This window comes from Pseudideonella sakaiensis, assembly GCF_048320135.1.
GTDB classification, from domain to species: Bacteria; Pseudomonadota; Gammaproteobacteria; order Burkholderiales; family Burkholderiaceae_C; genus Ideonella_A; species Ideonella_A sakaiensis_A.
In genome coordinates this window covers 2,845,320-2,870,259 of the sequence record NZ_CP182947.1, presented here as the reverse complement: position 1 = coordinate 2,870,259, position 24,940 = coordinate 2,845,320, and the positions used below count along the sequence as shown (strand labels likewise).

26 protein-coding genes are annotated in these 24,940 nt (G+C 67.7%); 12 read left to right on the top strand and 14 right to left on the bottom strand.

The window, feature by feature from the left end; translation table 11 throughout:
* The first annotated feature begins 8 nt into the window (after positions 1-8).
* Complete coding sequence (holA, locus tag ACNH6H_RS12990; RefSeq protein ID WP_418318217.1) at positions 9-1,115, top strand: DNA polymerase III subunit delta; 1,107 nt, start codon at positions 9-11, stop codon at positions 1,113-1,115.
* Positions 1,116-1,131: 16 nt separating this feature from the next.
* Here holA and ACNH6H_RS12985 read toward each other — a convergent pair whose 3' ends face one another.
* The 6 genes from ACNH6H_RS12985 to ACNH6H_RS12960 form a co-directional block, all read right to left on the bottom strand.
* Entirely contained in the window at positions 1,132-2,067 is a 936-nt protein-coding gene (locus tag ACNH6H_RS12985; RefSeq protein ID WP_418318215.1) for a 2-hydroxyacid dehydrogenase, read from the bottom strand.
* Positions 2,064-2,567 carry a CinA family protein gene (locus ACNH6H_RS12980; RefSeq protein ID WP_418318214.1) on the bottom strand — a complete coding sequence of 168 codons (504 nt, stop codon included), beginning with the start codon at positions 2,565-2,567 and terminating at the stop codon, positions 2,064-2,066. The genes ACNH6H_RS12985 and ACNH6H_RS12980 overlap by 4 nt, the downstream gene beginning before the upstream one ends.
* Positions 2,567-3,121: a phosphatidylglycerophosphatase A gene (locus ACNH6H_RS12975; protein WP_418318213.1), complete on the bottom strand. Its 555-nt coding sequence runs from the start codon at positions 3,119-3,121 to the stop codon at positions 2,567-2,569. The genes ACNH6H_RS12980 and ACNH6H_RS12975 overlap by 1 nt, the downstream gene beginning before the upstream one ends.
* A 14-nt stretch (positions 3,122-3,135) precedes the next feature.
* Positions 3,136-4,098, bottom strand: a complete 963-nt coding sequence (gene thiL / locus ACNH6H_RS12970) for a thiamine-phosphate kinase (protein ID WP_418318212.1) — start codon at positions 4,096-4,098, stop codon at positions 3,136-3,138.
* Positions 4,085-4,753 (bottom strand): response regulator transcription factor, encoded by a 669-nt coding sequence (locus ACNH6H_RS12965; protein WP_418321301.1) that lies wholly within the window; start codon positions 4,751-4,753, stop codon positions 4,085-4,087. Before ACNH6H_RS12965 ends, thiL begins: the two co-directional genes overlap by 14 nt.
* A gap of 122 nt (positions 4,754-4,875) precedes the next feature.
* The gene (locus tag ACNH6H_RS12960) at positions 4,876-7,047 is read right to left on the bottom strand and encodes a sensor histidine kinase (protein ID WP_418318210.1); all 2,172 of its coding nucleotides are present in this window, start codon (positions 7,045-7,047) and stop codon (positions 4,876-4,878) included.
* A 326-nt stretch (positions 7,048-7,373) separates the two neighbouring features.
* On the opposite strand from ACNH6H_RS12960, the gene ACNH6H_RS12955 reads away from it, so the two are divergent.
* The 3 genes from ACNH6H_RS12955 to ACNH6H_RS12945 all read left to right on the top strand — a co-directional run bounded on the left by ACNH6H_RS12955 (position 7,374) and on the right by ACNH6H_RS12945 (position 8,450).
* Entirely contained in the window at positions 7,374-7,784 is a 411-nt protein-coding gene (locus ACNH6H_RS12955; protein ID WP_418318208.1) for a ribonuclease domain-containing protein, read from the top strand.
* A gap of 100 nt (positions 7,785-7,884) precedes the next feature.
* The gene (locus ACNH6H_RS12950) at positions 7,885-8,280 is read left to right on the top strand and encodes a barstar family protein (protein ID WP_418318207.1); all 396 of its coding nucleotides are present in this window, start codon (positions 7,885-7,887) and stop codon (positions 8,278-8,280) included.
* Entirely contained in the window at positions 8,259-8,450 is a 192-nt protein-coding gene (locus ACNH6H_RS12945) for a hypothetical protein (RefSeq protein ID WP_418318206.1), read from the top strand. The genes ACNH6H_RS12950 and ACNH6H_RS12945 overlap by 22 nt, the downstream gene beginning before the upstream one ends.
* Positions 8,451-8,540: 90 nt before the next feature.
* Here ACNH6H_RS12945 and rsmA read toward each other — a convergent pair whose 3' ends face one another.
* From rsmA to ACNH6H_RS12930, 3 genes are read right to left on the bottom strand one after another with little or no spacing between them, the layout of a single operon-like run.
* Positions 8,541-9,311, bottom strand: a complete 771-nt coding sequence (gene rsmA / locus ACNH6H_RS12940; RefSeq protein WP_418318205.1) for a 16S rRNA (adenine(1518)-N(6)/adenine(1519)-N(6))-dimethyltransferase RsmA — start codon at positions 9,309-9,311, stop codon at positions 8,541-8,543.
* Between the two features lie 10 nt (positions 9,312-9,321).
* On the bottom strand, positions 9,322-10,740 hold the full coding sequence (locus ACNH6H_RS12935; protein WP_418318204.1) for a peptidylprolyl isomerase: 1,419 nt from the start codon (positions 10,738-10,740) through the stop codon (positions 9,322-9,324).
* On the bottom strand, positions 10,733-13,120 hold the full coding sequence (locus ACNH6H_RS12930) for an LPS-assembly protein LptD (protein ID WP_418318203.1): 2,388 nt from the start codon (positions 13,118-13,120) through the stop codon (positions 10,733-10,735). Before ACNH6H_RS12930 ends, ACNH6H_RS12935 begins: the two co-directional genes overlap by 8 nt.
* A 189-nt stretch (positions 13,121-13,309) precedes the next feature.
* Between ACNH6H_RS12930 and ACNH6H_RS12925 the strand changes: the two genes are divergently transcribed.
* On the top strand, positions 13,310-14,386 hold the full coding sequence (locus ACNH6H_RS12925) for an aminoglycoside phosphotransferase family protein (RefSeq protein ID WP_418318202.1): 1,077 nt from the start codon (positions 13,310-13,312) through the stop codon (positions 14,384-14,386).
* Positions 14,387-14,402: 16 nt separating this feature from the next.
* Here ACNH6H_RS12925 and ACNH6H_RS12920 read toward each other — a convergent pair whose 3' ends face one another.
* A complete protein-coding gene (locus ACNH6H_RS12920) occupies positions 14,403-14,909 on the bottom strand; it encodes a hypothetical protein (protein WP_418318201.1) in 507 nt (168 codons plus the stop codon).
* Positions 14,910-15,118: 209 nt separating this feature from the next.
* Between ACNH6H_RS12920 and ACNH6H_RS12915 the strand changes: the two genes are divergently transcribed.
* Positions 15,119-15,841, top strand: coding sequence for an extensin family protein (locus ACNH6H_RS12915; protein WP_418318200.1), 723 nt, complete (start codon positions 15,119-15,121; stop codon positions 15,839-15,841).
* A 200-nt stretch (positions 15,842-16,041) separates the two neighbouring features.
* Entirely contained in the window at positions 16,042-16,389 is a 348-nt protein-coding gene (locus ACNH6H_RS12910) for a DUF4148 domain-containing protein (RefSeq protein ID WP_418318199.1), read from the top strand.
* 91 nt (positions 16,390-16,480) lie between these two features.
* On the opposite strand, the gene ACNH6H_RS12905 is transcribed toward ACNH6H_RS12910, so the two are convergent.
* The gene (locus tag ACNH6H_RS12905) at positions 16,481-17,440 is read right to left on the bottom strand and encodes a LysR family transcriptional regulator (RefSeq protein WP_418318197.1); all 960 of its coding nucleotides are present in this window, start codon (positions 17,438-17,440) and stop codon (positions 16,481-16,483) included.
* Between the two features lie 83 nt (positions 17,441-17,523).
* Here ACNH6H_RS12905 and ACNH6H_RS12900 point away from each other — a divergent pair, with 83 nt between their 5' ends.
* Positions 17,524-19,179 carry an NAD(P)/FAD-dependent oxidoreductase gene (locus ACNH6H_RS12900; RefSeq protein WP_418318196.1) on the top strand — a complete coding sequence of 552 codons (1,656 nt, stop codon included), beginning with the start codon at positions 17,524-17,526 and terminating at the stop codon, positions 19,177-19,179.
* 89 nt (positions 19,180-19,268) lie between these two features.
* Entirely contained in the window at positions 19,269-19,727 is a 459-nt protein-coding gene (locus ACNH6H_RS12895; RefSeq protein ID WP_418318195.1) for a LapA family protein, read from the top strand.
* On the opposite strand, the gene ACNH6H_RS12890 is transcribed toward ACNH6H_RS12895, so the two are convergent.
* Positions 19,724-20,347 (bottom strand): cob(I)yrinic acid a,c-diamide adenosyltransferase, encoded by a 624-nt coding sequence (locus ACNH6H_RS12890; RefSeq protein ID WP_418318194.1) that lies wholly within the window; start codon positions 20,345-20,347, stop codon positions 19,724-19,726. The two genes, ACNH6H_RS12895 and ACNH6H_RS12890, sit on opposite strands and share 4 nt — an antisense overlap.
* A 120-nt stretch (positions 20,348-20,467) precedes the next feature.
* Between ACNH6H_RS12890 and ydiK the strand changes: the two genes are divergently transcribed.
* Positions 20,468-21,676, top strand: a complete 1,209-nt coding sequence (gene ydiK, locus ACNH6H_RS12885) for an AI-2E family transporter YdiK (RefSeq protein ID WP_418318192.1) — start codon at positions 20,468-20,470, stop codon at positions 21,674-21,676.
* Between the two features lie 18 nt (positions 21,677-21,694).
* Here the strand turns inward: ydiK and ACNH6H_RS12880 are convergent, their stop codons facing one another.
* Complete coding sequence (locus tag ACNH6H_RS12880; RefSeq protein WP_418318190.1) at positions 21,695-22,084, bottom strand: hypothetical protein; 390 nt, start codon at positions 22,082-22,084, stop codon at positions 21,695-21,697.
* Complete coding sequence (locus tag ACNH6H_RS12875) at positions 22,081-23,661, bottom strand: AAA family ATPase (RefSeq protein ID WP_418318188.1); 1,581 nt, start codon at positions 23,659-23,661, stop codon at positions 22,081-22,083. Before ACNH6H_RS12875 ends, ACNH6H_RS12880 begins: the two co-directional genes overlap by 4 nt.
* Before the next feature lie 151 nt (positions 23,662-23,812).
* On the opposite strand from ACNH6H_RS12875, the gene ACNH6H_RS12870 reads away from it, so the two are divergent.
* Positions 23,813-23,974, top strand: a complete 162-nt coding sequence (locus ACNH6H_RS12870) for a hypothetical protein (protein WP_418318187.1) — start codon at positions 23,813-23,815, stop codon at positions 23,972-23,974.
* 11 nt (positions 23,975-23,985) lie between these two features.
* Positions 23,986-24,828 carry a universal stress protein gene (locus ACNH6H_RS12865; protein WP_418318185.1) on the top strand — a complete coding sequence of 281 codons (843 nt, stop codon included), beginning with the start codon at positions 23,986-23,988 and terminating at the stop codon, positions 24,826-24,828.
* Positions 24,829-24,940: the final 112 nt, after the last annotated feature.

Here is a 24,940-nt window from a genome sequence, read left to right as displayed (position 1 = left end):
TGCCGACGATGCAGATGCGCCTGGATCAGCTCGACGGCCACCTGCAGCAGGCGGCGCAGCGCGGTTTGCGGCCGGTCTACACCGTCTGGGGTGACGAGGCGCTGCTGCAGCAGGAGGCGTGCGACGCGATCCGCGGCGCGGCACTGGCCGCCGGCTACGGCGAACGCCAGGTCCATACCGTCGCCGGTGCGCATTTCGACTGGAGCGGGCTGCTCGGCCAGGCGCAGGCGATGAGCCTGTTTTCCGATCGCCAGCTGGTCGAGATCCGCATCCCGTCCGGCAAACCCGGCAAGGATGGCTCAGACGCGCTGCAGCGTTATTGCGAACACCTCGGCCCCGATGTGCTGACGCTGGTGCAGCTGCCGCGGCTGGATCGGCAGCAGCAGCAAAGCGCGTGGTTCGGCGCGCTGGTTGCCGCCGGCATCGCGATCCGCGTCGATCCGATCGAGCGCCATGCCCTGCCCGCGTGGCTGGCACAGCGGCTGGCGCGCCAGGGCCAGCGGGTCAAGGCTGGCGCCGATGGCGAACGGGCACTGGCCTTTTTTGCCGACCAGATCGAAGGCAATCTGCTCGCCGCGCATCAGGAAATCCAGAAACTCGGGCTGCTGTACCCGCCAGGCGAACTCGGCTTCGAGCAGTTTGCATCGGCGGTGCTCGACGTCGCCCGCTACGACATCGGCAAATTCAGCGAATCGGTGCTGGCCGGTCAGGTCGGCCGCGCGCTGCACATGCTCGATGCGCTGCAGGCCGAAGGCGAGGCCGCGGTGCTGGTGCACTGGAGCCTGGCCGAGGATATCCGCGCATTGAAGCGCTGCCGCGATGCGCTCGACAACGGCAAGCCGCTGCCGATGGCCTTGCGCGAGGCGCGTGTCTGGGGCGCCAAGGAGCGGCTTTACGAGCGTGCGCTGCCGGCGCTCGATGCGGCGGCGCTGTCCGAACTGGTCGCCGCCGCGCAGATCTGCGACGGGCTGGTCAAAGGCCTGCGCCACCCGCAGTGGCCGCTCGATGCCTGGCCGGCACTGCGCCGGCTGACGCTGATGCTGCTGCAGCTGATGCCGGCCGCCAGCACCCAGCGCGGTCAGGGCCAGCCGCCACGTTTCGCGCTCGGCGGCTGAGCGCGCCGGCAAGTATTCAGTAACCGCGCTGCCGGTCGACCAGGTGCAGCGGCGGCTGGCCGCTGCGCAGCCGGGCCAGGTTGGCGGCAACCACCCCCGCGGCGCTGCGTTTGTCAGTCTGCGCGGCGATGTGCGGCAGCACGGTCACCCGCGGATGGCGCCAGAAGCCATGTGATGGCGGCAGCGGTTCGGTCGCAAACGCATCAACAACCAGTTCGCCGAGCTGGCCGCTGTCGAGCGCGGCAATCACATCGGCCTCGACCAGGTGCGCGCCCCGCGCGAGGTTGACGAGGTGCGCACCGCGGCGCATCGCGGCAAGCCGCTCGGCGTCGAAAAAGCCGCGCGTTGCCGCGGTCAGCGGCAGCAGGTTGACGACGACCTCGGCGCGGCCGAGCGCGGCGATCAAACCCGCCTCGCCGCTCAGGCAGTCGATACCGTCCAGGCTGGACTGGCTGCGGCTCCAGCCGCTGACCGGATAAGCGCTGCCGGCCAGCCGCGCCGCGACCGTGCGGCCCATCTCGCCGAGGCCGAGCACCAGCACCGGCCAGTCGGCGGCGCGGCGCTGCGGATGAACCTGCCACACTGCCTGCCGCTGCTGGCGGGCGTAAACATAAAAATCGCGCTGCAATGCGAGCACTGCCCACAGCGCCGTCTCGGCCATCGCCTGGTTCATCAAGGGATCGACCATCCGTGCCAGCGGCACCTCGGCCGGCAGGCTGGCATCGCCGACCAGGCCCTCGACACCGGCCCATAACGACTGCACCAGCCGCAGCGCCGGCAGACCCTGCAGCGCGCCGGCCGGCGGGTTGGCGACCACCGCGACGTCGATCGTCGGATCGATCGCCGGCGAGCGTTCGGTCAGCCAGGTTTCATCGGGTGCCGCCGCGCGCAGCTGCTGCAGCCATTCGGCGGCGGCAGCAGCCGGCAGATCGCCGCACAGCAGCACACTCATTGCGCAGGCGCTCCCGCATCGATCGCCCGGCACAAGGCGTTCAGCGCTGCCTCCACCGTCTGCGCCCGGACCTCTGCGCGGTCGCCGTCGAGCTGCAACAGGCTCGCGGTCGCTGGCCGACCACCGCCGGCGATCGCCAGCCAGACGGTGCCGACCGGTTTGCCGGGCACTGCACCGCCGGGGCCGGCAATGCCGGTCACCGCGACCGCCCACTCGGCCGCCGAGCGGGCGATCGCGCCGTCGGCCATCGCCAGCGCAACCGCCTCGCTGACCGCGCCATGCTGCTCGAGCAGGTCAGGCGCAACGCCGAGCATCTCGCTTTTGGCCTGGTTCGAGTAGGTCACGAAGCCGCGCTCGAACCAGTCGCTCGATCCGGCCAGCGACGTGCAGGCCGCAGCAATCAGGCCGCCGGTGCACGACTCGGCGCAGGCCAGCCGCTGCCGCCGCGCCAGCAACAGACCGGCCAGGCGCTGCACCAGCGGCATGGTCGGCTCGGCCATCACCACCATTGCCACAACGCGACGACCAGCAGGCAGCAGCCGGCGGCGACGAAGTCGTCGAACATCACGCCGCAACCCTGCACCCAGCCGATCGGCTCGCCCGGCCGACCCTTGAACCGGCGGTCTGCCCAGCCGACCGGGCCGGGTTTGGCGGCGTCGAAGAACCGGAACAGACCGAATGTGACCAGTTGCCCAAGCCAGCCAGCCGGCGTGACCAGCCACAATACGAGCCAGAACGCGACCACCTCGTCAACGACGATTGCCGACGGGTCGGCGGTCGCCAGGTGCCGTGCGGTGACGGTGCTGGCCCAGCAGCCGACGACGGCACTGGCGCCGATCAGCATGCCGAAGCCGAAGTCGTCGAGGAAGGGCCGCAGCAGCGAAAAGGTCAACCATGCCCACAAGGTGCCGACTGTGCCCGGCGCCCACGGCGACAGACCGGACCCGAAACCGAGCGCGATCAGGTGCGCCGGATGCGCGAGCATGAAGCGCAGGTCGGCGCGGCGCGGCGCCGGATGGGTGACGGTGATGACGGCGTGAGGCGTTTTTTCCATCGTGATCGTTCCGGTCAGCCGCTGCGGAAATGGTCGAACGACGCATGCCGCTCGTCGATGGACTTGCCGGCGCCGTCGACGATGCGCAGTCCGCTGGCGGCCTCGATGCGGCCGATCGCGGTCACCGCGACACCGCTCGCTGCCGCCGCCGTGCGCACCGCTTCGGCCGCCGCGGCCGGCGCGGTGAACAGCAGTTCGTAATCGTCGCCACCGGTCAGCGTGCACAGATGCCGCAGCGCCGTCGGCTGCAATTGCAGCACTTCGCTTGCCGGCAGGCTGTCGGCTTCGACGACCGCGCCGACCTTCGACGCATGCAGGATGTGGCCGAGGTCGCCGAGCAATCCGTCGGACACATCGATCGCGCTGCTGGCGATGCCGCGCAATGCGATGCCGAGTTCGACCCGCGGCTGCGGCAGTTCCATCGCCGGCCTGACCTGCTCGAACTGGTCGCCCGGCAGCTGCAGGCTGCCGCGGAATACCTCGAGCGCGAGCCGGGCATCGCCAAGCCGGCCACTGACCCACAGCTGGTCGCCAGCCTGCGCGCCGGAACGCAGCAGCGCCATCCCGGGCGGCACCTCACCGAAGATGCCGATGCAGATCGTCAGCGGCCCGCGGGTCGTGTCGCCGCCGATCAACTCGCAGCCATGGCGGTCGGCCAGCGCAAACAGACCACGGGCAAAACCCTCGAGAAATTTTTCATCGGCAGCCGGCAGGGACAACGCCAGCGTGAAGGCAATCGGCTTCGCGCCGCAGGCGGCGAGGTCGCTCAGATTGACCGTCAGCGACTTGTGTCCGAGCCGGTCGGCGGGTACCGTCGACAGAAAATGCCGGCCCTCGACCAGCATGTCGACCGAGGTGGCGAGCTGCATGCCGGGCGCTGGCGCCAGCAACGCGCAATCGTCGCCGACGCCAAGCACCGCGCGGCGTGTCGGCCGCTCGAAATAGCGGCTGATCAGTTCGAATTCACCGAGGGCCATCGGCATCCTGTTGCAGATGGGGGCGCACGAGGTTCGACAGTTCAACCGCCGAGCGGACATCCATCTTCTCGAAGACACGTGAGCGATGGACTTCGACGGTGCGCACGCTGATGTTCAGCGCATCGGCGATCTGCTTGTTCTGCCGGCCATCGATCACCAGCTCCATCACGTCGCGCTCGCGGTCCGACAACTCGGCCAGGCGACTGGCGAGCAGGCTGCGCGCGCTGCGCTGCTGCAGCGCGCCGAGGCTGGCCTGCAGCGCCTGCTCGATGCGATCGACCAGCGCATTGTCGGCAAACGGCTTCTCGACAAAATCGAAGGCGCCGCGCTTGACCGCAGCGACCGCGGTCGGCACATCGCCATGGCCGGTCAGAAAGATCACCGGCATCGCGGCGACCAGTCCGCGCTCGATCAGCCGCTCGAACAGCACCAGCCCGCTGGTGCCGGGCATGCGCACGTCGAGCAGCAGGCAACTCGGCGCAGTCGGCCAATCGGGCGGCTGCTCGGCGCTGCCGACGCCGCTGCCCAGCCGTTCATCGAGCATCGCCTCAAAGGCAGCCGCACTGGCAAAACCTTCGCTGAGCAGGCGCCGCGACCGCAGCAGCCAGGCCAGCGCATCGCGAACGACATCCTCGTCGTCGACGAGATAAACCATCGGCAGGCCGAAGCCGCTGTGGGCAATCGACGAGGCGGCGGTGAAGCTGGCGGCAGGCGGGTTCATGGCGGCATCGGCAGAGGCGCAATCATCGCAGCCTTGGCGGCTGCATCCGGGCTATGTCAGGCCGATTGTGCGGTTTCCTCGCGCCGCGCCGGATGGCTGACCCGTTCGGCCGGCAACGTGAAGCGGAATTCGGTCGCCGGTCCGGCGTCGCCAGCCTCGCTGCGATGGCTGCTGATGCGTTCATGGTCGAGCGCGCCGCCGTGCTGCTCGATCACCGTGCGGCACAGGCTCAGCCCGAGACCCATGCCTTCGGAGCGGGTCGTGAAAAACGGCGTGAACAGACGCTGCGCAATCTCCGGCGCAATGCCGGGGCCGCGGTCGATGACGCTGAAGGTAACCCACAGCGGGTGGCTGCTGCGCACCCTGATCAGCAATTCGCGCTGCTCGAGCGGTGTGGCCTCCTCCATCGCCTGGATGCCGTTGCGGGTCAGGTTCAGCAATACCTGCTCGACCATCGTGCGGTCGCAGACGACACGCGGCAGACCGCTGTTGATCGCCACCTCGATCCGGGCGCCGCTCTTGCGCGCCTGCAGCCGCATCAACGGCAACACCGCCTCGATCAAGGCCTCGACGCGGACCGGCTCGCGCAGCTGCTGGCGACGACGGACGAAATCATGGACGCTCTTGATCACCTTGCCGGCGCGTTCGGCCTGCGCAGCGATCCGCTCGATCGCCTGGCGCAGCATCGGCACCGCATCCGGTTCCAGCGTCGTTTCGCCGAGCAGGTTCATCGAACCGGCGGCATAACTCGAGATCGCGGCCAGCGGCTGGTTCAACTCGTGGCTGAGCAGCGAGGCCATCTCGCCGACCGTTGCCAGCCGCGCCGTCGCCTGCAGCCGCTCCTGCTGCTGGCGCGACAGTTCCTCGACGCGCCGCTGGTCGCTGACATCGAGCGCGGCACTCATCCAGCCGGTCTGGCGACCGTGGCCGTCGACCAGCGGCGCATCGAAGATCAGCACCGCAAAACGTTCGCCGTCCTTGCGCATGAAGGTCGTCTCGAATCCTTCGCGAAGGTTGCCGCGCGGGCTCGGATCGCGCCGCGGCGCCGGATCGTCGGGCAGCGACTGGCGCTGCTGCAGCCGGCGGCGGTATTCGGGCACCTTTTCCGGCGGCCAGTAGGGCGGCGGATCGCGGCCGATGATCTCGGCGGCGCTGAAGCCGACCATCTCGCAGAATGCCGGGTTGACATAGGTGACGCGGCCTTCGATGTCACGCGCGCGCAGCCCGGTCAGCAGCGAATCCTCCATCGCCTTGCGGAATGCCAGCGCCTCGGCCAGCGCATGTTCGGCGATCGAGCGCCGCCGCATGTCCCTGGCCAGCAGCAGCACGACGGCGCCGAGCGCCAGCGACAGGCCGAGCACCAGCGCCACCGCGAGGTTGGGAATCAGCTGCGGCCGTCCGGACTGGCTGTCGACCCGCAACCGCATCGTCTGCCCCGGCAGGTCGATCAGCCGCTCGGAAACATAGATGCCGGCGCCGCGCGGCCGGCCGGCGCGGGCCAGCCTGCTGCCGTCGCCATTGATGAAGCTCAGTTCGTGGGCCTGCAACAGCGCCGGGCTGACGACCTCGTTGAGCAGCGTTGCCAGTGCCATGCTGGCGGTGATGTAGCCGACCAGCTCGCCGCTGCGCTGCACCGGCAGGCAGACATCGACGATCTCGACGCCAAGGTCACCGGGCAGCGGCACGAAGAAGCTGCGCGAAAAACTCGGCGCGCCGGTGCGGGCCGCGGCGGCGCAGGCGATCTCGGTTTCCTGCTCGATCGCGGCGCGCGGCAGGCGGACGAAGATCGGCGCATGGTAGGGACTGTCGAGCGCATCGGTGACGCGCAGATCGGCATTGCGCCGCTCGATGCGAACCAGTTCACGCCGCTCCTGCAGCAACTGGCGCGCGCCGGCAGAGCGCCACTGCAGCGGCGGATTGTCCTCGCGCCAGCTCAGTGCCTGCAGGCTCTGCAGGTCGTGCGACACCGCATGGCGGATTTCGGCGGCGATGCTCGCCGATGCCGCGTCGACTTCTTCCTGCAAGCGGTTCGACTCGTAGTCGAAGGTCAACCAGACCAGCGCCGTCTGCGCGACCAGCAGCAGACAGACCAGCAGCACCCACAGCCACGGACGACGCCGGGTCTGACCGGCCGCCGGGGCGGTTGCGGATTGCCGGCCCGGTGCCGCTGCCGGCAGGCTGGGGGCGTCGGGATAAGGCGCGGGGCGGATCGGGGCTGGCACGGCCATCAGTATCAACCCGCGGGGCTGGCGGTCGGCTACGCAGTTCCGCGCATCGACAAAGCGCCGTGCCGTGCCAGCAGCCCGCCGGCAAAACGACCGTATGCACCACAGGGGTGCATTGCAGGCCGCGCGCATCTGCCAGTCGCGTGCCAGGTTCGACCGGCTGCTCATGCGAACTCGCTCGCAGGCAAGAAGTGTGGGAACCGGGTTGATGCGCGACGAGTGTGCGATCACTCACTGAACGCTTCTTAACCCTTTCAAATGCACCGTGACTTGAGGTTTTGGTGCCGATTCGGTAACATACTGGGTTTGTGAATTGAGGGAAAACCCCGGTGTTTGCTACAGGTCAGCCGCTTGCGTTGTCTGCATGGCGCAGGGCTGGCCTCGCTGCCGGTCTTGCACTGTCGTTGCTAGGACCGGGCCTGGTCGAGGCCAAGGGTCCGCTGGCGGAATCGGAAACGGTCCGGCTCGTCGACCTGCCGCGTGAAGCGCAGATCACCGAACGCCTGATCCGCTCCAACGGTCCGTTTCCGTATCGCAAGGATGGCACGACCTTCGGCAACCGGGAGCGACTCCTTCCATTGAGACCTCGTGGTCACTACCGCGAATACACCGTCCCCACGCCATGGTCGCGCGATCGTGGAGCCAGGCGGATCGTTTGCGGCGGGAACCCTCCTTCGAAACCCGAATCCTGCTTCTACACCGACGATCACTACGCCAGTTTCAGACGCATCGTGCAGTGAAAGTCTTCCCCAGTTCGAGGTTCAGGGCCGGTTGGCGTCCGGCGGCTCTGACCGTTTGCCCAGATTTCTCTTTTCCAGTGCTCCAAGGAGGAACGTGACCATGCTCTTGCAGACAGTCCGTCCGAACATCGTTCAATCGATCCGCGCCTATCGCGTCGAGGATCTGCAGCAGGCGGCCCAGTCCGGCCAGCAGCATTTCCTCTACGCCAATCTCGGCGCGGCCCAGTCCAAGCAGGATGTACTCGAGACCATCGCCGAGTCGTTCCTGTTTCCGGCTCACTTCGGCAAGAATTTCGACGCCTTGTTCGACTGCATGACCGACCAGGTCAACAAGGCGGGCGAGCAGCCGGGCTTTGTCGTCGTTCTCGAGCAGTTGCCCGACAACGCACGCTTCGACCGCGAGGCGCGCGAGCAACTGCTCGATGTCTTTCGTGATGCGGCCGATTTCTGGGCCGAGCGAAAGGTGCCATTCAGGTGTTTCTATTCTTTTCAGTAGCCCGCTCCCAGGAACAAGGGTCATGGGAGCGGGCGACGGAAGTGGCCCAAAACGTTGCTGCAAAGCCTGCCAAGGCGGGTTCGAAAGCCGCAGCCAATTCGAACTTCGGCATGAACATGCCGATGATGAGCAGTGCCTTCGACACATCGATGTGGCTGAACGCAGCCTGATCGACTGAGCTCAGAAGCGGGCGGCGTTGCCGCCCTGAACGATGCGACGCGCCGCCGGGAAACCGCTGCGGCGCGTGCTTTTTTCCGGCGTCAGCGCGCTGCCGCGGCGCGCGTCAGCGCCAGATATTCGGCGACCGGTACTTCCTCGGCACGCCGCTGCAGATCGAACCCGGTATCGAGCCGGCGCGCAGTGATCCAGCCGCCGAGCGTATGGCGCAGCAGCTTGCGGCGCTGCGAAAACGCGACGCCGACGATTTCGCCGAGCAGCGCGACATCGATGCCGGCAACCGCGTCGGCCGGCAGCGGCGTCATCCGCACGATCGCCGAATCGACGCGCGGCGGCGGCTCGAACGCCTCCGGCGGCACGTCGAGCACCTGTTCGATGTGATAACGCCACTGCAGCATCACCGACAGCCGGCCGAAATCCTTGTTGCCGGGCTCGGCAGCCATCCGCTCGACCACCTCCTTCTGCAGCATGAAATGCTGGTCGACGACCGAATCGACCGCACCGAGCAGATGGAACAGGATCGGCGTCGAGATGTTGTACGGCAGATTGCCGACGACACGCAGCCGCTGGCCGGCACGCTGCGCGAGTGCCGCGAAATCGACCTTCAACACGTCAGCCTCGATCACCTCGAGCTCGGGCCGGCGGCGCAATCTGGCTGCCAGATCGCGGTCGAGTTCGATCACCATCAACCGCTCACAGCGGGCCACCAGCGGATCGGTCATGGCCGCCAGCCCGGGGCCGATTTCGACCAGCGCGTCGCCGGGGCGCGGCGCAATTGAAGCGACGATCTGCTCGATGATGCCGGCGTCGGTCAGAAAATGCTGACCGAAACGCTTGCGGGCGATGTGTTTCATCGGGCGCCGCTCACGGCGGCGGCTCGCGCATCTCGATGTAGGCGCGGGCGCGCAATTCCTTCAGCCAGTCCTCGTAGGCGGCCTCGTATTTGCGCTCGCGCAGCACATTGCGCGCCTGCTCGCGCCGCTGCCGGGTGTCGAGTTCGACTTCGCGGCGGTCGATGACCTGGATCAGGTGGACACCGAAACGCGAGACGATCGGATCGGAAATGCCGCCGACCGGCAGCGCATCCATCGTCTGCTCGAATTCCGGAACCAGGCTGCCAGGCGAGGTCCAGCCGAGATCACCGCCGGCGACCGCGCTGTTGTCCTCGGAATTGTCGCGGGCGAGGGCCTCGAAGCTCGCGCGGCCGGCCTGGATCTGGCGCTTGAATTCGGCCAGCCGGCGCATCGCCGCCTCTTCGCTGAGCTGGGCGGACGGGCGCAGCAGGATGTGCCGCGCGTGGGTCTGCGTCACCGTGAAGGCGTCGGGCTCGCGCCGGTCCTTCAGCTTCAGGATGTGGAAGCCGGCGCCGCTGCGCAGCAGTTCCGGCGCGATTTCGCCGGTTTTCAAGGTCTTGACGCGGGCGACAAAGATATCGGGCAGGCGATCGGCCGGCCGCAATCCAAGTTCGCCGCCTTCAGCGGCATTGGCTCCGTCGGACATCTGGCGGGCAACGGCTTCGAAGGATTCGCCGGCCCGCACGCGCGCCAGCGCGCCTTCGGCACGGATCCGCCGTTCCATCACCTGCGCATCGCTGGCGCGCTCGGGCACCGCGACGAGGATCTGCGCAATGTTGTACTGGACGCCGCCGGACGCCGCATGCTGGCGGGCAAGCTCGGCATCAACTTCGGCATCGGTGATGCGGATCCGCGACTGCACCTCGCGTTCGCGGGTTCGCTCGACCAGGATCTGGTCGCGCAGGTTGTTGCGGAAGCGGCCGTAGTCGATACCTTCCCGCTGCAGCCGCTGGCGCAGTTCAAGCGGCGACAGCTGGTTTTGCACCGCGACGTTGTTCACCGCGCGGTCGAGTTCGGCCTCGTCGACACGCTGCCCGGTTTCGCGCGCAGCAGTGATCAGCACCCGTTCGTCGATCAGTTGCTGCAGGATCTCCTTGCGCAGTTCGTCTCCAGGCGGCAGCCGGTTGCCGGCCGCGCGGGCTGCTTCGCGAACGCGCTCGAGCCGGATCGCGAGTTCGCCGGCGGTGACGAGTTCCTGGTTGACGACCGCGAGGATGTAGTCACCCCGGCGCGCCGAAGCAGGCGCAGGTGCCGGCGCTGCCGCGGCAGCCGGCCGCTGGGCCGACGCCCGCTCGGGCGTCTTCAGCTGGGCGGTGACATCGGGCGCCGCTGCGGCCGCGAGAACACAGGCCAGCAAGCTGCCGAGCATGCGCGGCGCCGCTGTCTTGTGCAGGCCCGCGTCACCACGCGCTTGTGTCAGTTCATTCATAAATTTCCGCATTCGAGCCAATGGGCGTCGATTCGCGCAACAGCCGGTATCCGGGGATATTGTCCTTCAAGACCTGCAGCGGGCTGCTGCCGAGGCGGGAGAGCCCGACCAGCTCGAGTTGCAACAACAGCCGCGTCGTCGCTTCGCTGCGGCCGGTCGAGAGCCGCTCGGCAACGATGCGACCGATCCAGCAGCCGGCGTCGTATTCGAGGCCGATGATCGAATCGGTGATCCGGCGGTCGCTGGTGCTGTAGTTGATCCGGCCGACGCCGTAGAGGCTGCCGCCGCAGGCCGAGCCTTCGGTCTGCAAGGTCCTCGCCGGCGCATCGCCGCCCGAGACCGGACCATAAAGCGGCCATTGCCAGCCGAGTTCGAGCTGCTCGCTGAGCCCTCGGGTCAGGCGATAAGTGGCGCTGACGGTGCGAAACGGCCCCGGCGAATACCGCGCGCTGGCGACCGAGCGGACGACGCGACCGAGGTCGGGGTTGTATTGCACCGACGAATCGAGCGTCCAGCGTGGCACCAGCGTCGTCCGGCCGAGCAGCAGCAGGTCGGAAAAGCGCTGTGTCGTCGGCAGGCCGTCGGCGGTGATCCGCTGGTCGCGGAACAGCATCCGCTGTGCGACGCCGAAACGCATCAGCTCGGCGCCACTGGCCGGATCGAGCATGCGGCTGGTGACGCCGGCGGTCAGCTGGTGGGCATCGGAGATGCGGTCGATGCCGGTGAAGCGGCTTTCGGTATAGATCGAATCGAAATTGAAATCCTTCACCGCGGTATCGAAGACCGGGAAATCGCGTTGCTGCCGGTACGGCGTATTGACATACAGCAGGCGCGGCTCGAGCGTCTGCCGCAGCGACCTGCCGAAAAACTCGGTATCGCGTTCGAGCACCCAGGCGCTGTCCAGGCTGGCTGTCGGAATCACCCGCGAGCCACCGGTGCTGCCATTGGCCAGCGGCTGGTCGAGCGAATACGAGGCGGCGTTGAAGGACAGTTTCGGCGTCAGCGTCCAGCCCGGCGTGACCCACGGGCGGCTGATCGAGCCGAGCGCATGGATGCGGTCGCCGGTCGGGCGCCCGCGCAGCCCGGTCGGCCCGACCAGTGCACCGGTCGGCACGCCACGAACGCCGCCGGTGACATCGGTCGGATTGACGAAGCGGTTGAACTCGGCGTTGAATTCGATCCGCAGCCCCGGACCAACCTGCTGCGCGGTGCGCACACCGACCTGCGGCAGCCGGTCGTACGGGGCCTCGATGCGGCTCGCAAGGTCGCTGTTCTGCAGCACCTGCCAGCGCTGCACGCGTGCATACGCGGTCCATTCGCCACCGCGTTTGCCGACCTGAATTGGCCGGCTTGCCTGCAGGTCCGACAGCAGCAACCGCGGCGTCAGGCTCGGCACGTTTTCGCTGAAATCCTTCCAGTAGTCGTCATCGGAAACGCGCAGCACGCGCAGCGAAACCCGCGTCTTCGACGGCAACGCATGGTCGTGCTGCATGCCGAGTGCATAGCGGTCGCGGCCGGCCAGCCGGTCGGCCGGCAGCAGGTCGAGATCGAGCTTGCCGCTGAAGCGCGGCTCGAGGTAACGGAATTCGCTGTCGACACCGACGCCGCGTTTCGCGATCACCGTCGGTGTCAGCGTCGCATCGCGGTTCGGCGCGATATTCCAGTAGTACGGCGCGGCCACCTGCAGGCCGCTGTTGCTGTCGATCGCGATGCTCGGCGGCAGCCAGCCCGACTTGCGCGCATCGGTCAATGGAAAACTGAGCACCGGCGCGGCTAGGATCGGCACGCCGTAGAAACGCAGCACCGCGCCTTCGGCAATGCCTTCGTTGGCATCGAAGTCCATCTTCAGACGCCGTGTGCTCAGCTCCCAGGCCGGCCCGACATAACGGCCCTGTGCGTCGAGGCGATCGTCGACCTGGCAGCTCGAGTAGGTCGCGCGTTGCGCGGTCGCGCGGTAGCGATCGAGAAAGTCGACCCGCTCGGCATGGCCGCCGGCACCGGTGCGGCTGAAAAAATAGGTCGGCTGAAGAAAAAAGCCTTCGTAGGTCTGCACCTTCAGCTGCAGTTCGGGGCCGCTGTAGACATTGCCGTCACGGCTGATCCGCACATTGCCGACCGCACGCGCCAGCGCATCGGGATAGTCGAAACTCAGCTCGTCGGCGGTGATCGTGACCTCGCCGCGCTGGAACTCGGCGTCACCGCGAGCCACCGCATCGAGGTCCGGCCGGCCGGTGATTTCTCGCGCTTCGAGCACGATCGGCAACGGCCTGTCCGCTGGCGCCGACTGCGACCAGCCGGCCAGCGGCGCTCCCGACGCCAGTACGCCGGCAATCAGCAGGCGGCTGCAGCCGATCAGCAGCGGGCGACGGAATTCGGGCAACTGGGGCACGGGTAGGCGGAAGGCTGGGCTTGACGTGCGGCAGACAGCCGCGGGGTTGGGAGGCCGGCATCGGACAGCGCGTCTGCCCGATGTCGGCAGGTCGACCCGCCGGCGGCAGCAACGAATCCGCGACCAGTTGTCACGGTAGTCGAGCAGCGGCACCGCGCGACTCCGTAGAATCGATTATCCATGCTCGAGCCGACGCCAACTCCCAGCCGATTGACCTGGCCCAGTGCCGAACGGGAAGCTGCGTTCGCCGACTGGCTCGAGTCGGTCCGACCCGCCCATCAGCTGCTGCCGCAAAGCCTGCGGCCGGCATCGGCCGATGCCAGTTTCCGGCGCTACCTGCGCATCGATCGCGAACCCGGCGCTGGCGGCGGCAGCCTGATCGTGATGGACGCGCCGCCGCCGCAGGAAGACGTCCGGCCGTTTGTCGCGGTCGCCGGCCAGTTGCAGGCGGCCGGCCTGCATGCGCCGCGCGTGCTGGCACAGGATGCCGAGCAAGGCTTTCTGCTGCTCAGCGACCTCGGACAGACGCTGTATCTGCAGGCGCTCGGCGATGCGGTGGCCAGCGAAGACCGCGGCAGCATCGACCGGCTGATGCGCGACGCCGCGACGACGCTGCTCGAGTGGCAGCAGCGGATCGATCCGACGACGCTGCCGCCCTATGACGCCACCTTGCTGAACCGGGAGCTGTCGCTGTTCCCGGAATGGTGTGTCGAGCGTGAACTCGGCCAGCAGTGGACCGAACACGAACGCGCGATCTGGGATGCCGCCTGTTCGTTGCTGGTTGCCAGTGCGCTGGCGCAGCCGACGCTGGCGGTGCATCGCGACTACATGCCGCGCAACCTGATGGTCACCGAAAACGGCCCCGGCATCCTCGACTTCCAGGATGCGGTCAACGGTCCGGTCAGCTACGACCTCGCGTCGCTGCTGCGGGATGCCTTCATCAGCTGGGACGAGGAATTCGAGCTCGACATCGCGGTGCGTTACTGGGAAGGCGCGCGCAAGGCCGGCCTGCCGGTCGACCCCGATTTCGGCGAATTCTGGCGCCAGGTCGAATGGATGGGCCTGCAGCGCCACCTGAAGGTGCTCGGCATCTTCTGCCGCCTGAAGCACCGCGACGGCAAGCCGAAATACAGCGAGGACCTGCCGCGATTCTTCGCTTACGCCCACCATGTCGCGGCGCGCTATTCGGCGCTGCGTCCGCTGTCGCGGCTGCTCGAGCTGCTGATGGGCGCGCAACGCATCGACGCGTTTTATTGACGGACGGCGCTGGGGCTCATCGCCTCAGCTTGCCGTCCTCGCGCTTGGCCTCCGCCATCGCCTCCGGTTCGAGCTCCTCGGCGTAGCGGTTCATCCTGACGAAGAAACCCCAGCCTGCCAGCATCACGCCGGTGGCGACGATCAGCAACGCGGCATCGACGAGTTCGACCGATTGATCGTTCATCGACTTGAACGTCGCGACCAGCCCCTCGATCGCCAGCGCGACGGTGACGACGACAAAGAAGCGCGACAGGAAACGCCGCACGCGGGTCGGTGCGCTGACGTCGGCATCGCGGATCACCTCTTCTTCGGTGATCGTTTCGCTGATCTGCAGCGCGACCACTGCAGCGGCCAGCAGACCGACGGCTTCGATCAACTCCTGCGCCGCGGTGCGGTTGAAGCCGCCGTCCAGCGCGTTCCAGCCGACGCGGGCGGCAATGATGGTCAGCAGGATTGCGGCGAGTGCAAACAGCACCGCCATCAGCACGTGAACCAGGCGGTAGCCCGTGGTGACAAGCTTCATGGCTGATCCGCCCGGCAGGCGCAAGCGCGCCGGCTGGCGGATGGAGTCGGAGACGCAATCATCGTGTGCCGCATTGCCGGCCGAAGTGCATCGGAGCCGGGCCCGCATGACCGCCGGACTTGTCCTACAGCAATCGCCGCGCCGGCGTACGAGGCGCCGCGTCACCGGCCGATCGCCGTTGCGGCAGCCTTGCGGCAGCATCTGCACCGATGGCAAGCACCAAGCGCGGCCGCATCGCCGCGATCATCATCTGGCCACTGCTGCTGGCAGCGGCCGCTGTGGCATGGCACGTCTGGCACGACATCGGATGGCGCCCGCCGGACCGCTGGAATCCGTTCGCACCGCTGCGCATCGACGAAACGCCGGGATGGCTGACCCGCTACAAGCTGGCCCGCCTCGACGGCGATCCGCAACGCTGCCTCGCGGTGCTGGACGGCAGCGGTTTCGACTTCCGCCCGCTTGCCGATCACCACCCGGCACCCGGATGCGGCTTCGATGATGCGGTGCGCATCAGCCGCAGCGCATCCGCACTGTCTGCGCCGCTGACGCTGTCGTGCCCGGCCGCGGTCTCGCTGGCCTTGTGGGAGCGTCACGTCGTGCGGCCGGCCGCCGGGCGCCATCTGCAGCAGCCGATCGCACGTCTCGACCATCTCGGCAGCTATGTCTGCCGCAATGTTTATGGTCGGCCGGACGGCCCGCGCAGCCGTCATGCCAGCGCCGATGCAATCGATATCGCCGGCGTCACGCTGAGCGGCGGCAGGCGCATCCGGCTCGTCGATGGCTGGAGCGGCTCCGGCGCCGACGCGACCTTTCTGCGCGAGATCCGCGATGGCGCCTGCCGCTTTTTTGATGGTGTGCTGAGTCCGGACTACAACGCCGCGCACGCCGACCATCTGCACCTCGAGCGACACGGCTACCGCGTCTGCAGGTAGCCATGTCGTGGCGAGGATTATTCCGATTATCGGAATGATCAATTCATGACTGAGCAGTTTATCTAACTGGGACAAACCCTTAGAGTTCAGTCCATCGATGAGCCAGTCATCCATGTGAAGACTCACCGAGGTGGACAAGACGGTTTCAGCCAAGCGATGCCGTCCTGCCCGGATCAACTCTTACTGTGAAGGAAATCATCATGAATGCAAAAACCAATGCCCTGATCGCCGCCGCTGCCCTCGCCATCATCGGCACCTCTGCATCCGCCTTCGAAGCGGTCGGCCAGCAATTGCCGGTGGCGTCGACGCTGAGCCGCGCCGAAGTCACCGCCGAGCTGGTGCGCGCCCGCCAGGCCGGTGAAATCGTGCAGACCGCGGAGGCCTACAGCCAGGCCGATGCGGCACTGCTGGCGTCGCGTCGCAGCGGCTTGAGCCGGGAGCAGGTCCGTCGTGAACTGGCGCAGGCAGGCGCCACCACGGCCAACGAAGCCTATGGCGCGGTGGCCGTTGGCGTTCAAGCGCCGTTCAAGGCCGGCGCTGCTGAATAAGGCCGGCAGCCGGGCAGACCCGGTGCGTCAGCAAGCCGCCTTTCGAGGCGGCTTTTTTTTGGCCCGACGCGCCAGGCTGCGGGCAGGCTGATCAGCGCTTGGTTTCACAGCCGGCCGCGAGCAGCCACGGATCGCGGTCGCCGCCGACGCTGCCGAATTGCGCGATCAGGAAGTCGAGAAAGGCCCGGGTCCGCGCCGGCACATGTTTGCGCGTCGGCATCGCGGCATAAATCGTCGACGCCTGCATGTGCCACTCCGGCAACACCCGCTCGAGTGCGTTTTCCAGCAGCGCATCCTCGACGACAAACGACGGCAGCCCGGCAATGCCGAGGCCGGCCAGCGCAGCGGCATACATCGTGTCGACATGGTTGGTGCTCAGAACCGGTCGGCGCAGCTGCAGGCGCACGCTGTCGCCGCCCGGTTCGTCGTCGCCAAAATGGCCTTGCTGGAACCGCAGTTCGCGCAGGAAGGCAGGGACCATCGCGGCATGATCCTGCAGATCATTCGGGTGCTGCGGCCGGCCATGGCGGTCAAGATATTCCGGCGTCGCGCAGACGATCACTTCGGTCTGCGCCAGCCGCCGGGCGATGAATTCGCCCTCGAGCAGCCGGTTGCCGATGATGATGATCGTGATGTCGACGCTTTCGTCGACCGTCTCGACCGGGCCGCTCGTCACCAGCTCGACCGTGACATGCGGATAGTCGGCATGGAAACGCGGCAGGTTCTTGGCAATCTGGTGCACCGCAAACGCCGGCGGCACCAGCACGCGCACATGGCCGCGCGGGTCGGAGGTAGCCAGATTGGCCTGCGCCTCGGCCTCGTCGACATCGGTCAGGATCTGCCGCACCCGGTCGAGGTAGTTGGCACCGGCGCCGGTCAACGCAAGCCGGCGGGTCGTGCGGTTGATCAGACGCGCGCCCAGATGCTCCTCGAGTTCGGCGATCTGGCGCGTCACCGCGGCCGGCGACAGTTGCAGATCGCGCGCCGCCGCGGCAAATCCGCCGGTATCGATGACGCGGGCAAAAATCCGCATCGCATTCAGCCGGTCCATCGCTGCTCCAGGTGAGATCTGCCTCGGCCGGGCATTCTCGGTGATCGGCGCGGCGGCATCGGCCGATCGCGGAAAATCGGGCGATGTTGCGAATCACCGACCTGCGCCTGCCACTGGACCACGCTGAAGAGGCGCTGCGCGAAGCCATTGTCGGGCGGCTCGGGCTCGGCGACGCGGCGGCGTTGCGCGGCTTCACGGTTTTCAAGCGCAGCCACGATGCACGCAAGAAGAGCGCGATCGTGCTGATCTACACGATCGACTGCGAGCTGGCCGACGAGGCCGCGGTGCTGCAGCGGATGGCCGGCGATCCGCATGTGCGCGTTGCACCCGATACCTCGTACCGCTTCGTCGGCCATGCGCCGGCCGACTTCGCGGCCGAAAGGTCCGTGCGGCCGGTGATCGTCGGCTTCGGGCCTTGCGGGCTGTTTGCCGCACTGCTGCTCGCGCAGATGGGCCTGCGGCCGATCGTGCTCGAGCGCGGCAAGGCGGTGCGTGAACGGACCAAGGACACCTGGGGCCTGTGGCGCAAGCAGCAGCTGAATCCGGAGTCGAACGTGCAGTTCGGCGAAGGCGGCGCCGGCACCTTCTCGGACGGCAAGTTGTGGAGCCAGATCAGCGACCCGCGGCATCTGACGCGCAAGGTGCTGACCGAATTTGCGAAGGCCGGCGCACCGGAGGAGATTCTCTGGGTCGCGAAGCCGCACATCGGCACCTTCCGGCTGGTCAGCATGATCGAGAAGATGCGCGCCGAAATCGAATCGCTCGGCGGCGAGATCCGCTTCGAGCAACGTGTCGTCGACCTCGTGATCGAGCGCGGCGCGGTGCGCGGCGTCGTGCTGGCCAGTGGCGAGCAGCTGCGCGCCGACCAGGTCGTGCTGGCGCTTGGCCACAGCGCGCGCGATACCTTCTCGATGCTGCATCAACGCGGCGTCGCGATGGTCGCGAAGCCGTTTTCTATCGGCTTTCGCATCGAACACCCGCAAGGGCTGATCGACCGCGCGCGTTTCGGGCCGAATGCCGGCCATCCGCTGCTCGGCGCGGCCGACTACAAACTTGTCCACCATGCCGGCAACGGCCGCTCCGTCTACAGCTTCTGCATGTGCCCGGGCGGCACCGTCGTCGCAGCGACGTCGGAGGTCGAGCGCGTCGTCACCAACGGCATGAGCCAGTATTCGCGCAACGAGCGCAATGCGAATGCCGGCATCGTTGTCGGCATCACGCCAGCCGATTACGCCCAAGGCCCGGCGCCAGACGGCGTCGTCGACCCGCTCGACGGCATCGCCTTCCAGCGCTACTGGGAGTCGCGCGCCTATGAGCTCGGTGGCGGCGGCTACCTGGCGCCGGCCCAGCTGGTCGGCGATTTCATCAAGGGCCAGGCGTCGAGCGCGCTCGGTTCGGTCGAGCCGTCGTACAAGCCGGGCGTCACGCCGACCGCGCTCGGCGATCCGGCTCGCCCCAGCCTGCCCGGTTATGCGATCGACGCGATCCGCGAGGCCCTGCCGGCATTCGAGCGGCAGATCAAGGGTTTTGCGATGCCCGATGCGGTGCTGACCGGCGTCGAAACGCGGACCTCGTCGCCGTTGCGCATCGGCCGTGGCCGCAATCTGCAAAGCCTCAATGTCGCCGGGCTGTATCCGGCCGGCGAAGGCGCCGGTTATGCCGGCGGCATCATGTCGGCGGCGGTCGACGGCATCGAGGTCGCCGAGGCGATCGGCCGGGTCCTGCTCGGCACCGATTGACCGTCCGACGGCGCGAATGCTGCGCCGCCGACCCGCCGATCGGCGAACATCGGGTTACGCTCGCGCATTCGCACGATCAGGAGTTGCCGATGGTCCGTACCCTGCTGTTCATCCTCGCCCTGCTGCTGACCGCTCTGTTCGTCGCCATGAACTGGCCGACGTTTCTGGTGCCGACCGCGCTGACGCTGGGTTTTGTCGACATCCATGCGCCGCTGGGCATCATCATGCTCGGCATCCTCGGGGTTGCGCTGCTCGGCTTCGTCGCCTGGGCGTTGTCGATGCAGGGCCGCGCGTTGATGGAGTCGCGGCGGATGGCAAAGGAGTTGCACGCAAAAAGCGAACTGGCCGACAAGGCCGAGGCATCCCGCTTCACTGATCTGCGCGCCCACCTCGATACCCGCCTCGACCAGCTGCAGCGTTCGGTCGAGCAGCAGGGCAACGGGCTGGCCGCCCACTTTGGGCAACTCGAGGACCGCATGCATGCCTCCGAGCGGCCGGCGGTTCCGGTCGCGATCGAACCGGCGCCGCCACCGCCGCCGCTGCGCTAGTTGCTGCCCTGCTCACGCGCCAGCTTTTCGCTGCGCCAGTAGACGTCGTCGCCGCCGAGGCCATCGAGGTTGGCGCGGTTGAGTACCCGCGCCAGCACGAACATCAGGTCGCTGAGCCGGTTCAGGTATTGCCGCGGTTCGGCGCGCACCGCCGGCGTCGGCGGCGCATTGCCGTCATTCAGTGCCGGTGGCTGCGGCGCATTGGCCAGCGCAATCACCGCCCGCTCGGCGCGCCGGGCGACGGTGCGTGCAACGTGCGCCAGCGCGGCGCTGCGCGTGCCGGCCGGCAGGATGAATTCGACCAGCCGCGGCAACTGCGCATTCCATTTCGCCAGCGACTCGTCGAGGTGCAGCACCGCCTCTTCCTTCAGCAACGCAAAGCCGGGGATCGACAATTCGCCGCCGAGGTTGAACAACTCGTGCTGGATCACGACCAGCAGTTCGCGGATCTCGTCGGGCAAGGGCTCTGCGAGCAAGACGCCGATCTGCGAATTGAGTTCGTCGACATCGCCCATCGCCTGGATCCGCAAATCGTCCTTCGGCACCCGCTGGCCGTCGCCAAGGCCGGTGCTGCCGTCATCCCCGGTGCGGGTTGCAATCTGTGTGAGTCGGTTCGACATGATGTGGTTGGCCGGCTGCCGCAACGATAAAAAGAGAGGATAAGCCACCCGGATGTGCGACGGCGCGCAGCCGAACCGGCGATGATTGGATCAACCGACCCTGACGACGAAAAGCCTTCGATGAGTGCCACTCCCGAGCATCCCCAAGCCTCACAACACATGACGCGGGCCGCGCTGGTCATCGGCTTCCTGTTTGCGCTCGGCGTCGCCGCGCTGAAGATCCTCGAGCCCTTCCTGATCGCCGGCATGTGGGCGACGATCATCGTCGTCGCCAGCTGGCCGGCGCTGCTGTGGCTGCAGGCCCGGCTGGGCGGGCGGCGCTGGGCGGCGACCACGCTGCTGACGCTCGGCCTGCTGATCCTGCTGGTGATGCCGTTGTCGATCGCGATCACCGCAGCGGTCGTCAACGCCAGCGAAATCGCCGAGCGTGCGAAGACGCTCGGCAGCTACCGGCTGCCGACCCCGCCCGAATGGATTGCGACGCTGCCGCTGGTCGGCGAAAGGCTGCTCGAGTTGTGGAACCAGGTCGCAACCACCGGTATCCAGGGCCTGCTGTCGCAACTTGCGCCTTATGCCGGCGCGGTGGCCAAGGGGCTGGTCGCGCGCGCCAGCGGCGTCGGTTTTCTGGCGATCGAAAGCGTGCTGGCGCTGGCGTTTGCCGCGCTGCTCTACATGCGCGGCGAGGACGCTGCCCAGCTGGTGCAGCGCATCGGCGCGCGCATCGCCGGTCTGCGCGGCGCCAATGCGGTGACGCTGGCGACACGGGCGATCCGCGGTGTGGCGGTCGGTGTCGGCGGCACCGCAGTGATCCAGAGCGTGATGACCGGCATCGGCCTGGTGCTTGCCGGCGTGCCGTTTGCCGCCTTGCTCAGCGGCCTTGCATTCGTGTTGTGCCTGATCCAGGTCGGCACGATTCCGGTGCTGGCGCCGGCGGTGATCTGGGTCTTCTGGAGTGGCGATACCGGCTGGGGCATCTTCCTCGCGGTCTGGTCGGTGATCGTCGGCACCGCCGACAACGTGTTGCGGCCGATCCTGATCCAGCGCGGCGTCGATCTGCCGTTCTGGCTGGTATTCACCGGTGTCGTCGGCGGGCTGTTCGCCTTCGGTCTGGTCGGGCTGTTTGCCGGTCCGGTCGTGCTGGCGGTCGCGCGGATGCTGCTGCACAACTGGCTGGCCGATGGCGACGGCGAACTGCTCGCATTGCAGAAGGCCTACGGCATCCAGGCCGGTGACGCCGGTGCGCCCAGCCTGCGCGCCGCCGAGGCGCCGGCGCTGTCGGCACCCGAAGCAATGGGCAGCACCGGCGGGCCGAAGGTGCCGGAACTCTGAGCTGGCGCCGAACCGCCGTCAGTCGCGCACTTCGTCGACCTCGATCAGCAGGCTGCGCCGCCGCGCGCCGCTGGATGCCACTTCGACGCCGATGCGCAGGCCCTGGCCCGGCGGCACGCGACGCTCGAAGCGGTAATCGAGGCCGTCGATGCCGGCATGGGTGTCGACGCGGCGCTGCCATTGCTGCTGGCCGTCGGCGAGCACACGCAGCTGATGCCAGGCCAGCTCGGCGTCGTCGACCCGCTGCACGCTCATCGAGCAGCTGATCTCGAAGCGGCGTTCGCGGCTGGCATGCGGCGGCACCAGCAGCGTCGCCACCGCATCGTCGCCGGCGTCGAGCCGCCAATGTTCGCTGCGCTCGTTGTGGCTGGCGGCGGCTGCCGGTCGGCGTTCGGGTTTCGGTTTCATCGAGATTCGGTTGACGGTAGGGCTGCGGACAGCCAGCGGTTGATCGCGGCCGGGTGGCCGCCCGGATCGGCGGCATCGATGCTCAGCGACTGCGCCGCTTCGGCCGGCGTCAGCGGCTCGGCGACCGCGCTCAGCCGATCGAGCACCGACAAGTCGGCTTCGGATGGATTGTCGGCCCGCTGCAGCCGGCGCGCGATGCGCTGGCGCAGCAGCGCCTGCGGCGCCCGGCAATCGACGACGGCAAACCGGTGGCCCAGCGATTCGGCCAGCGCAGCAAACTGCTGCCGCTCACTGCGGCGCAGGAACGCCGCATCGACAACCACCGGCCAGCCGGCGCGCAGCAGCAGCTCGGCGAGATCGAGCAGCCGCTGGTAGGTCCGACGGGTCGCCGCTTCGCCGTAGATGTCGCCGACCCGCCGTGATGACTCGAGCGCGGTCAGGCCGAACAGCCGCTTGCGCTCGACATCGGAGCGCAGCCGGATCGCGCCACCGCGATGCACCAGTTCTGCGGCGACGTGGCTCTTGCCGGATGCCGGCAGGCCATGGGTGATCAGCAGCCAGGGCGCGGCCGGCGCAGCGAGCTCGGCTGCCAGCCCACGATAGCCGGCGGCAGTGCAGACGGGTATGGGCTGCGCGTCGACTCCGGCCGACAGATCGCCGACCAGCGCGCGTACCAGCGCCCGTCGGACCATCAGAAACCGCAGCCCTGGCAGGCCCTCGAAATCGCCGCCGGCTTCGAGGTAGGCATCAAGAAAACGCCAGGCCTCGGCGCTGTGGCCCTGTGCCAGCAGATCCATCACGACGAAGGCGATGTCGTCGATCACATCGATGTTGCGCAACTCGGCGTCGAATTCGATCGCGTCGAATGCGGTCGGCTCGGCGCCATCCTCCTGCAGCAGATTGCCCAGATGGAGGTCGCCATGGCATTCGCGGATCCGCCCCTGGCTGCGCCGCTCGGCCCAGAAAGCATCGAGCCTGGCCAGTTCGCCAGGCAGCCAGCGACGTAGATGCGTCAACTCAGGCCCGGCCGGATCGGCCGGCTGCGCATCGAGCACCTGGCGCGTGATCCGCTCAATGACTTCACGTGAGCCAAAACGGCTGTCCGACGGCAATACCGCAGCATCGCGGTGGAACTCTGCCAGTCGCCGCGCCATTGCATCGATCTGCTGCGCTGTCAGCGTGCCCGCGGCGAGCCGCTCGTTCCACAGGCAACCATCGGCAAAGCGCCGCATCCGCACTGCAACATCGACCACCGGCCCCGTCGCATCGAAATCGGCGCCATCCGGCCCTTCGCGCACTTCGACGATGCCCCGGTAGATCGATGCCGCCAGACGGCGGTTCAGCCGCAATTCCTCTTCGCAGAAGGCCCTTCTGGCCGCCAGCGTCGAGGTATCGAGGAATGGCAAGCGCAGCGGCTTCTTCAGCTTGAAGGCCTCGTTGGCGGTCAGCAGCAGCCACGAGACGTGGGTCTCGATCAGCTTGACCGGACGACCCTGCCGGGCTTCGAGCCGGCGACGCAAGTCGGCGACGCGGGTTTTCGCCTGTGGCAGCGTGCGGGATTTGTCGTTGGCGGACATCCGATCGATGCTACCCGCGTCGGCCGACGCGGATGCGCCGGTTCTTGTCCTGCGTCAACCGGCAGCCGGTCGGCTGGACTACAGTGTGTTGCGGATCCAGCGAATTTCAGGAGCCATCATGAAATCGACACAGCGAACGGACTTGTCCGCGATGAACGCGGGTTTCGGGCCGATCTTCCAGCAGATGCTGCAGTTCCAGCAGGCGCAGTGGCTCGGCCTGCTGAGCTGGCAGCAATCGATGCTGGCAATGCAGAGCGATCTATACGACCAGTGGTTGTCACGCTGCGCCGACGCTGCGCGGCTCGACGACTGAGGGGGCGGACGATGACCTACCGGAGCCTGATCGTGCTGCTCGGCAGCGACGAACGCAATGCGGTACGCACCGCAACGGCGATCGAGCTGGCACGGCGATTCGAAGCCCATCTGGTCGGCCTTGCGCCGACCGGCATCGTCGATCTGCCGGTCGTCACCGACCCGTCCGGCTCGATGGGCAATCTGGTCGAACTGGCCTGGGGCAGCCTGCGCGACGAAGCGGCAAAAAACGCCGCCGCCTTTCAGCAGGCCTGCAGCGAGGCCGGGCTGCCATCGTTCGAAGCGGTCGTCGACGAAGCCGATCGGATCGGCTCGCTTGTCCACCATGCGCACTGCAGCGATCTGTGCATCGTTTCGCAGGCGGGTCTGGACGCGCCCGATCGTCGCAAGCAGCAGCGTGCGCTCGAACAGATGGTGCTCGACTGCGCGCGGCCGACGCTGATCCTGCCGGACGCCGGCGTTTTCCGCAGCGTCGGCAGCCAGGTGATGATCGCCTGGGACGACAGCCGCGAGGCGGCGCGTGCGGTATCGGACGCGCTGCCGCTGCTGCGCATCGCCGACGGCGTCGAGGTGATCAACTGGATCGAATCGAAGGCCGACGACGAACTCGCGCAGAGCACGCGACTGCAGGCACTGCAGCGCTGGCTGATGTGGCAGGGCGTCAGCGCGGAGATCAAGACCGAGGTGTCCGAAATACCGATCGCCGAGGCGATGTTGTCACGTGCCGCCGATGGCCAGGCCGACCTGATCGTGATGGGTGCCTATGGGCATTCGCGATGGACCGAACGGCTGCTCGGCGGTGCAACCCGCGGCATCCTCGGCTCGATGACGGTGCCGATCGTGATGTCGCATTGATTCGCCCACCCCCGGAGCGGCTTACGCCGCTCCCCCTCAAGGGGGCGCAACTGGCGGACCGGCCGAGCCGGATCCGCGGTTGCCGCTTGATGGAAACGGAGGTGAACCCATC

What these genes read in the sequence shown, in the direction of transcription:
- holA (WP_418318217.1), top strand. Translation starts at nt 9, where the DNA reads ATGCAGATGCGCCTGGATCAGCTCGACGGCCACCTGCAGCAGGCGGCG.
- ACNH6H_RS12985 (WP_418318215.1), bottom strand. Translation starts at nt 2,067, where the DNA reads ATGAGTGTGCTGCTGTGCGGCGATCTGCCGGCTGCTGCCGCCGCCGAA.
- ACNH6H_RS12980 (WP_418318214.1), bottom strand. Translation starts at nt 2,567, where the DNA reads ATGGCCGAGCCGACCATGCCGCTGGTGCAGCGCCTGGCCGGTCTGTTG.
- ACNH6H_RS12975 (WP_418318213.1), bottom strand. Translation starts at nt 3,121, where the DNA reads ATGGAAAAAACGCCTCACGCCGTCATCACCGTCACCCATCCGGCGCCG.
- thiL (WP_418318212.1), bottom strand. Translation starts at nt 4,098, where the DNA reads ATGGCCCTCGGTGAATTCGAACTGATCAGCCGCTATTTCGAGCGGCCG.
- ACNH6H_RS12965 (WP_418321301.1), bottom strand. Translation starts at nt 4,753, where the DNA reads ATGGTTTATCTCGTCGACGACGAGGATGTCGTTCGCGATGCGCTGGCC.
- ACNH6H_RS12960 (WP_418318210.1), bottom strand. Translation starts at nt 7,047, where the DNA reads ATGGCCGTGCCAGCCCCGATCCGCCCCGCGCCTTATCCCGACGCCCCC.
- ACNH6H_RS12950 (WP_418318207.1), top strand. Translation starts at nt 7,885, where the DNA reads ATGCTCTTGCAGACAGTCCGTCCGAACATCGTTCAATCGATCCGCGCC.
- rsmA (WP_418318205.1), bottom strand. Translation starts at nt 9,311, where the DNA reads ATGAAACACATCGCCCGCAAGCGTTTCGGTCAGCATTTTCTGACCGAC.
- ACNH6H_RS12935 (WP_418318204.1), bottom strand. Translation starts at nt 10,740, where the DNA reads ATGAATGAACTGACACAAGCGCGTGGTGACGCGGGCCTGCACAAGACA.
- ACNH6H_RS12925 (WP_418318202.1), top strand. Translation starts at nt 13,310, where the DNA reads ATGCTCGAGCCGACGCCAACTCCCAGCCGATTGACCTGGCCCAGTGCC.
- ACNH6H_RS12920 (WP_418318201.1), bottom strand. Translation starts at nt 14,909, where the DNA reads ATGAAGCTTGTCACCACGGGCTACCGCCTGGTTCACGTGCTGATGGCG.
- ACNH6H_RS12915 (WP_418318200.1), top strand. Translation starts at nt 15,119, where the DNA reads ATGGCAAGCACCAAGCGCGGCCGCATCGCCGCGATCATCATCTGGCCA.
- ACNH6H_RS12910 (WP_418318199.1), top strand. Translation starts at nt 16,042, where the DNA reads ATGAATGCAAAAACCAATGCCCTGATCGCCGCCGCTGCCCTCGCCATC.
- ACNH6H_RS12905 (WP_418318197.1), bottom strand. Translation starts at nt 17,440, where the DNA reads ATGGACCGGCTGAATGCGATGCGGATTTTTGCCCGCGTCATCGATACC.
- ACNH6H_RS12900 (WP_418318196.1), top strand. Translation starts at nt 17,524, where the DNA reads ATGTTGCGAATCACCGACCTGCGCCTGCCACTGGACCACGCTGAAGAG.
- ACNH6H_RS12895 (WP_418318195.1), top strand. Translation starts at nt 19,269, where the DNA reads ATGGTCCGTACCCTGCTGTTCATCCTCGCCCTGCTGCTGACCGCTCTG.
- ACNH6H_RS12890 (WP_418318194.1), bottom strand. Translation starts at nt 20,347, where the DNA reads ATGTCGAACCGACTCACACAGATTGCAACCCGCACCGGGGATGACGGC.
- ydiK (WP_418318192.1), top strand. Translation starts at nt 20,468, where the DNA reads ATGAGTGCCACTCCCGAGCATCCCCAAGCCTCACAACACATGACGCGG.
- ACNH6H_RS12880 (WP_418318190.1), bottom strand. Translation starts at nt 22,084, where the DNA reads ATGAAACCGAAACCCGAACGCCGACCGGCAGCCGCCGCCAGCCACAAC.
- ACNH6H_RS12875 (WP_418318188.1), bottom strand. Translation starts at nt 23,661, where the DNA reads ATGTCCGCCAACGACAAATCCCGCACGCTGCCACAGGCGAAAACCCGC.
- ACNH6H_RS12870 (WP_418318187.1), top strand. Translation starts at nt 23,813, where the DNA reads ATGAACGCGGGTTTCGGGCCGATCTTCCAGCAGATGCTGCAGTTCCAG.
- ACNH6H_RS12865 (WP_418318185.1), top strand. Translation starts at nt 23,986, where the DNA reads ATGACCTACCGGAGCCTGATCGTGCTGCTCGGCAGCGACGAACGCAAT.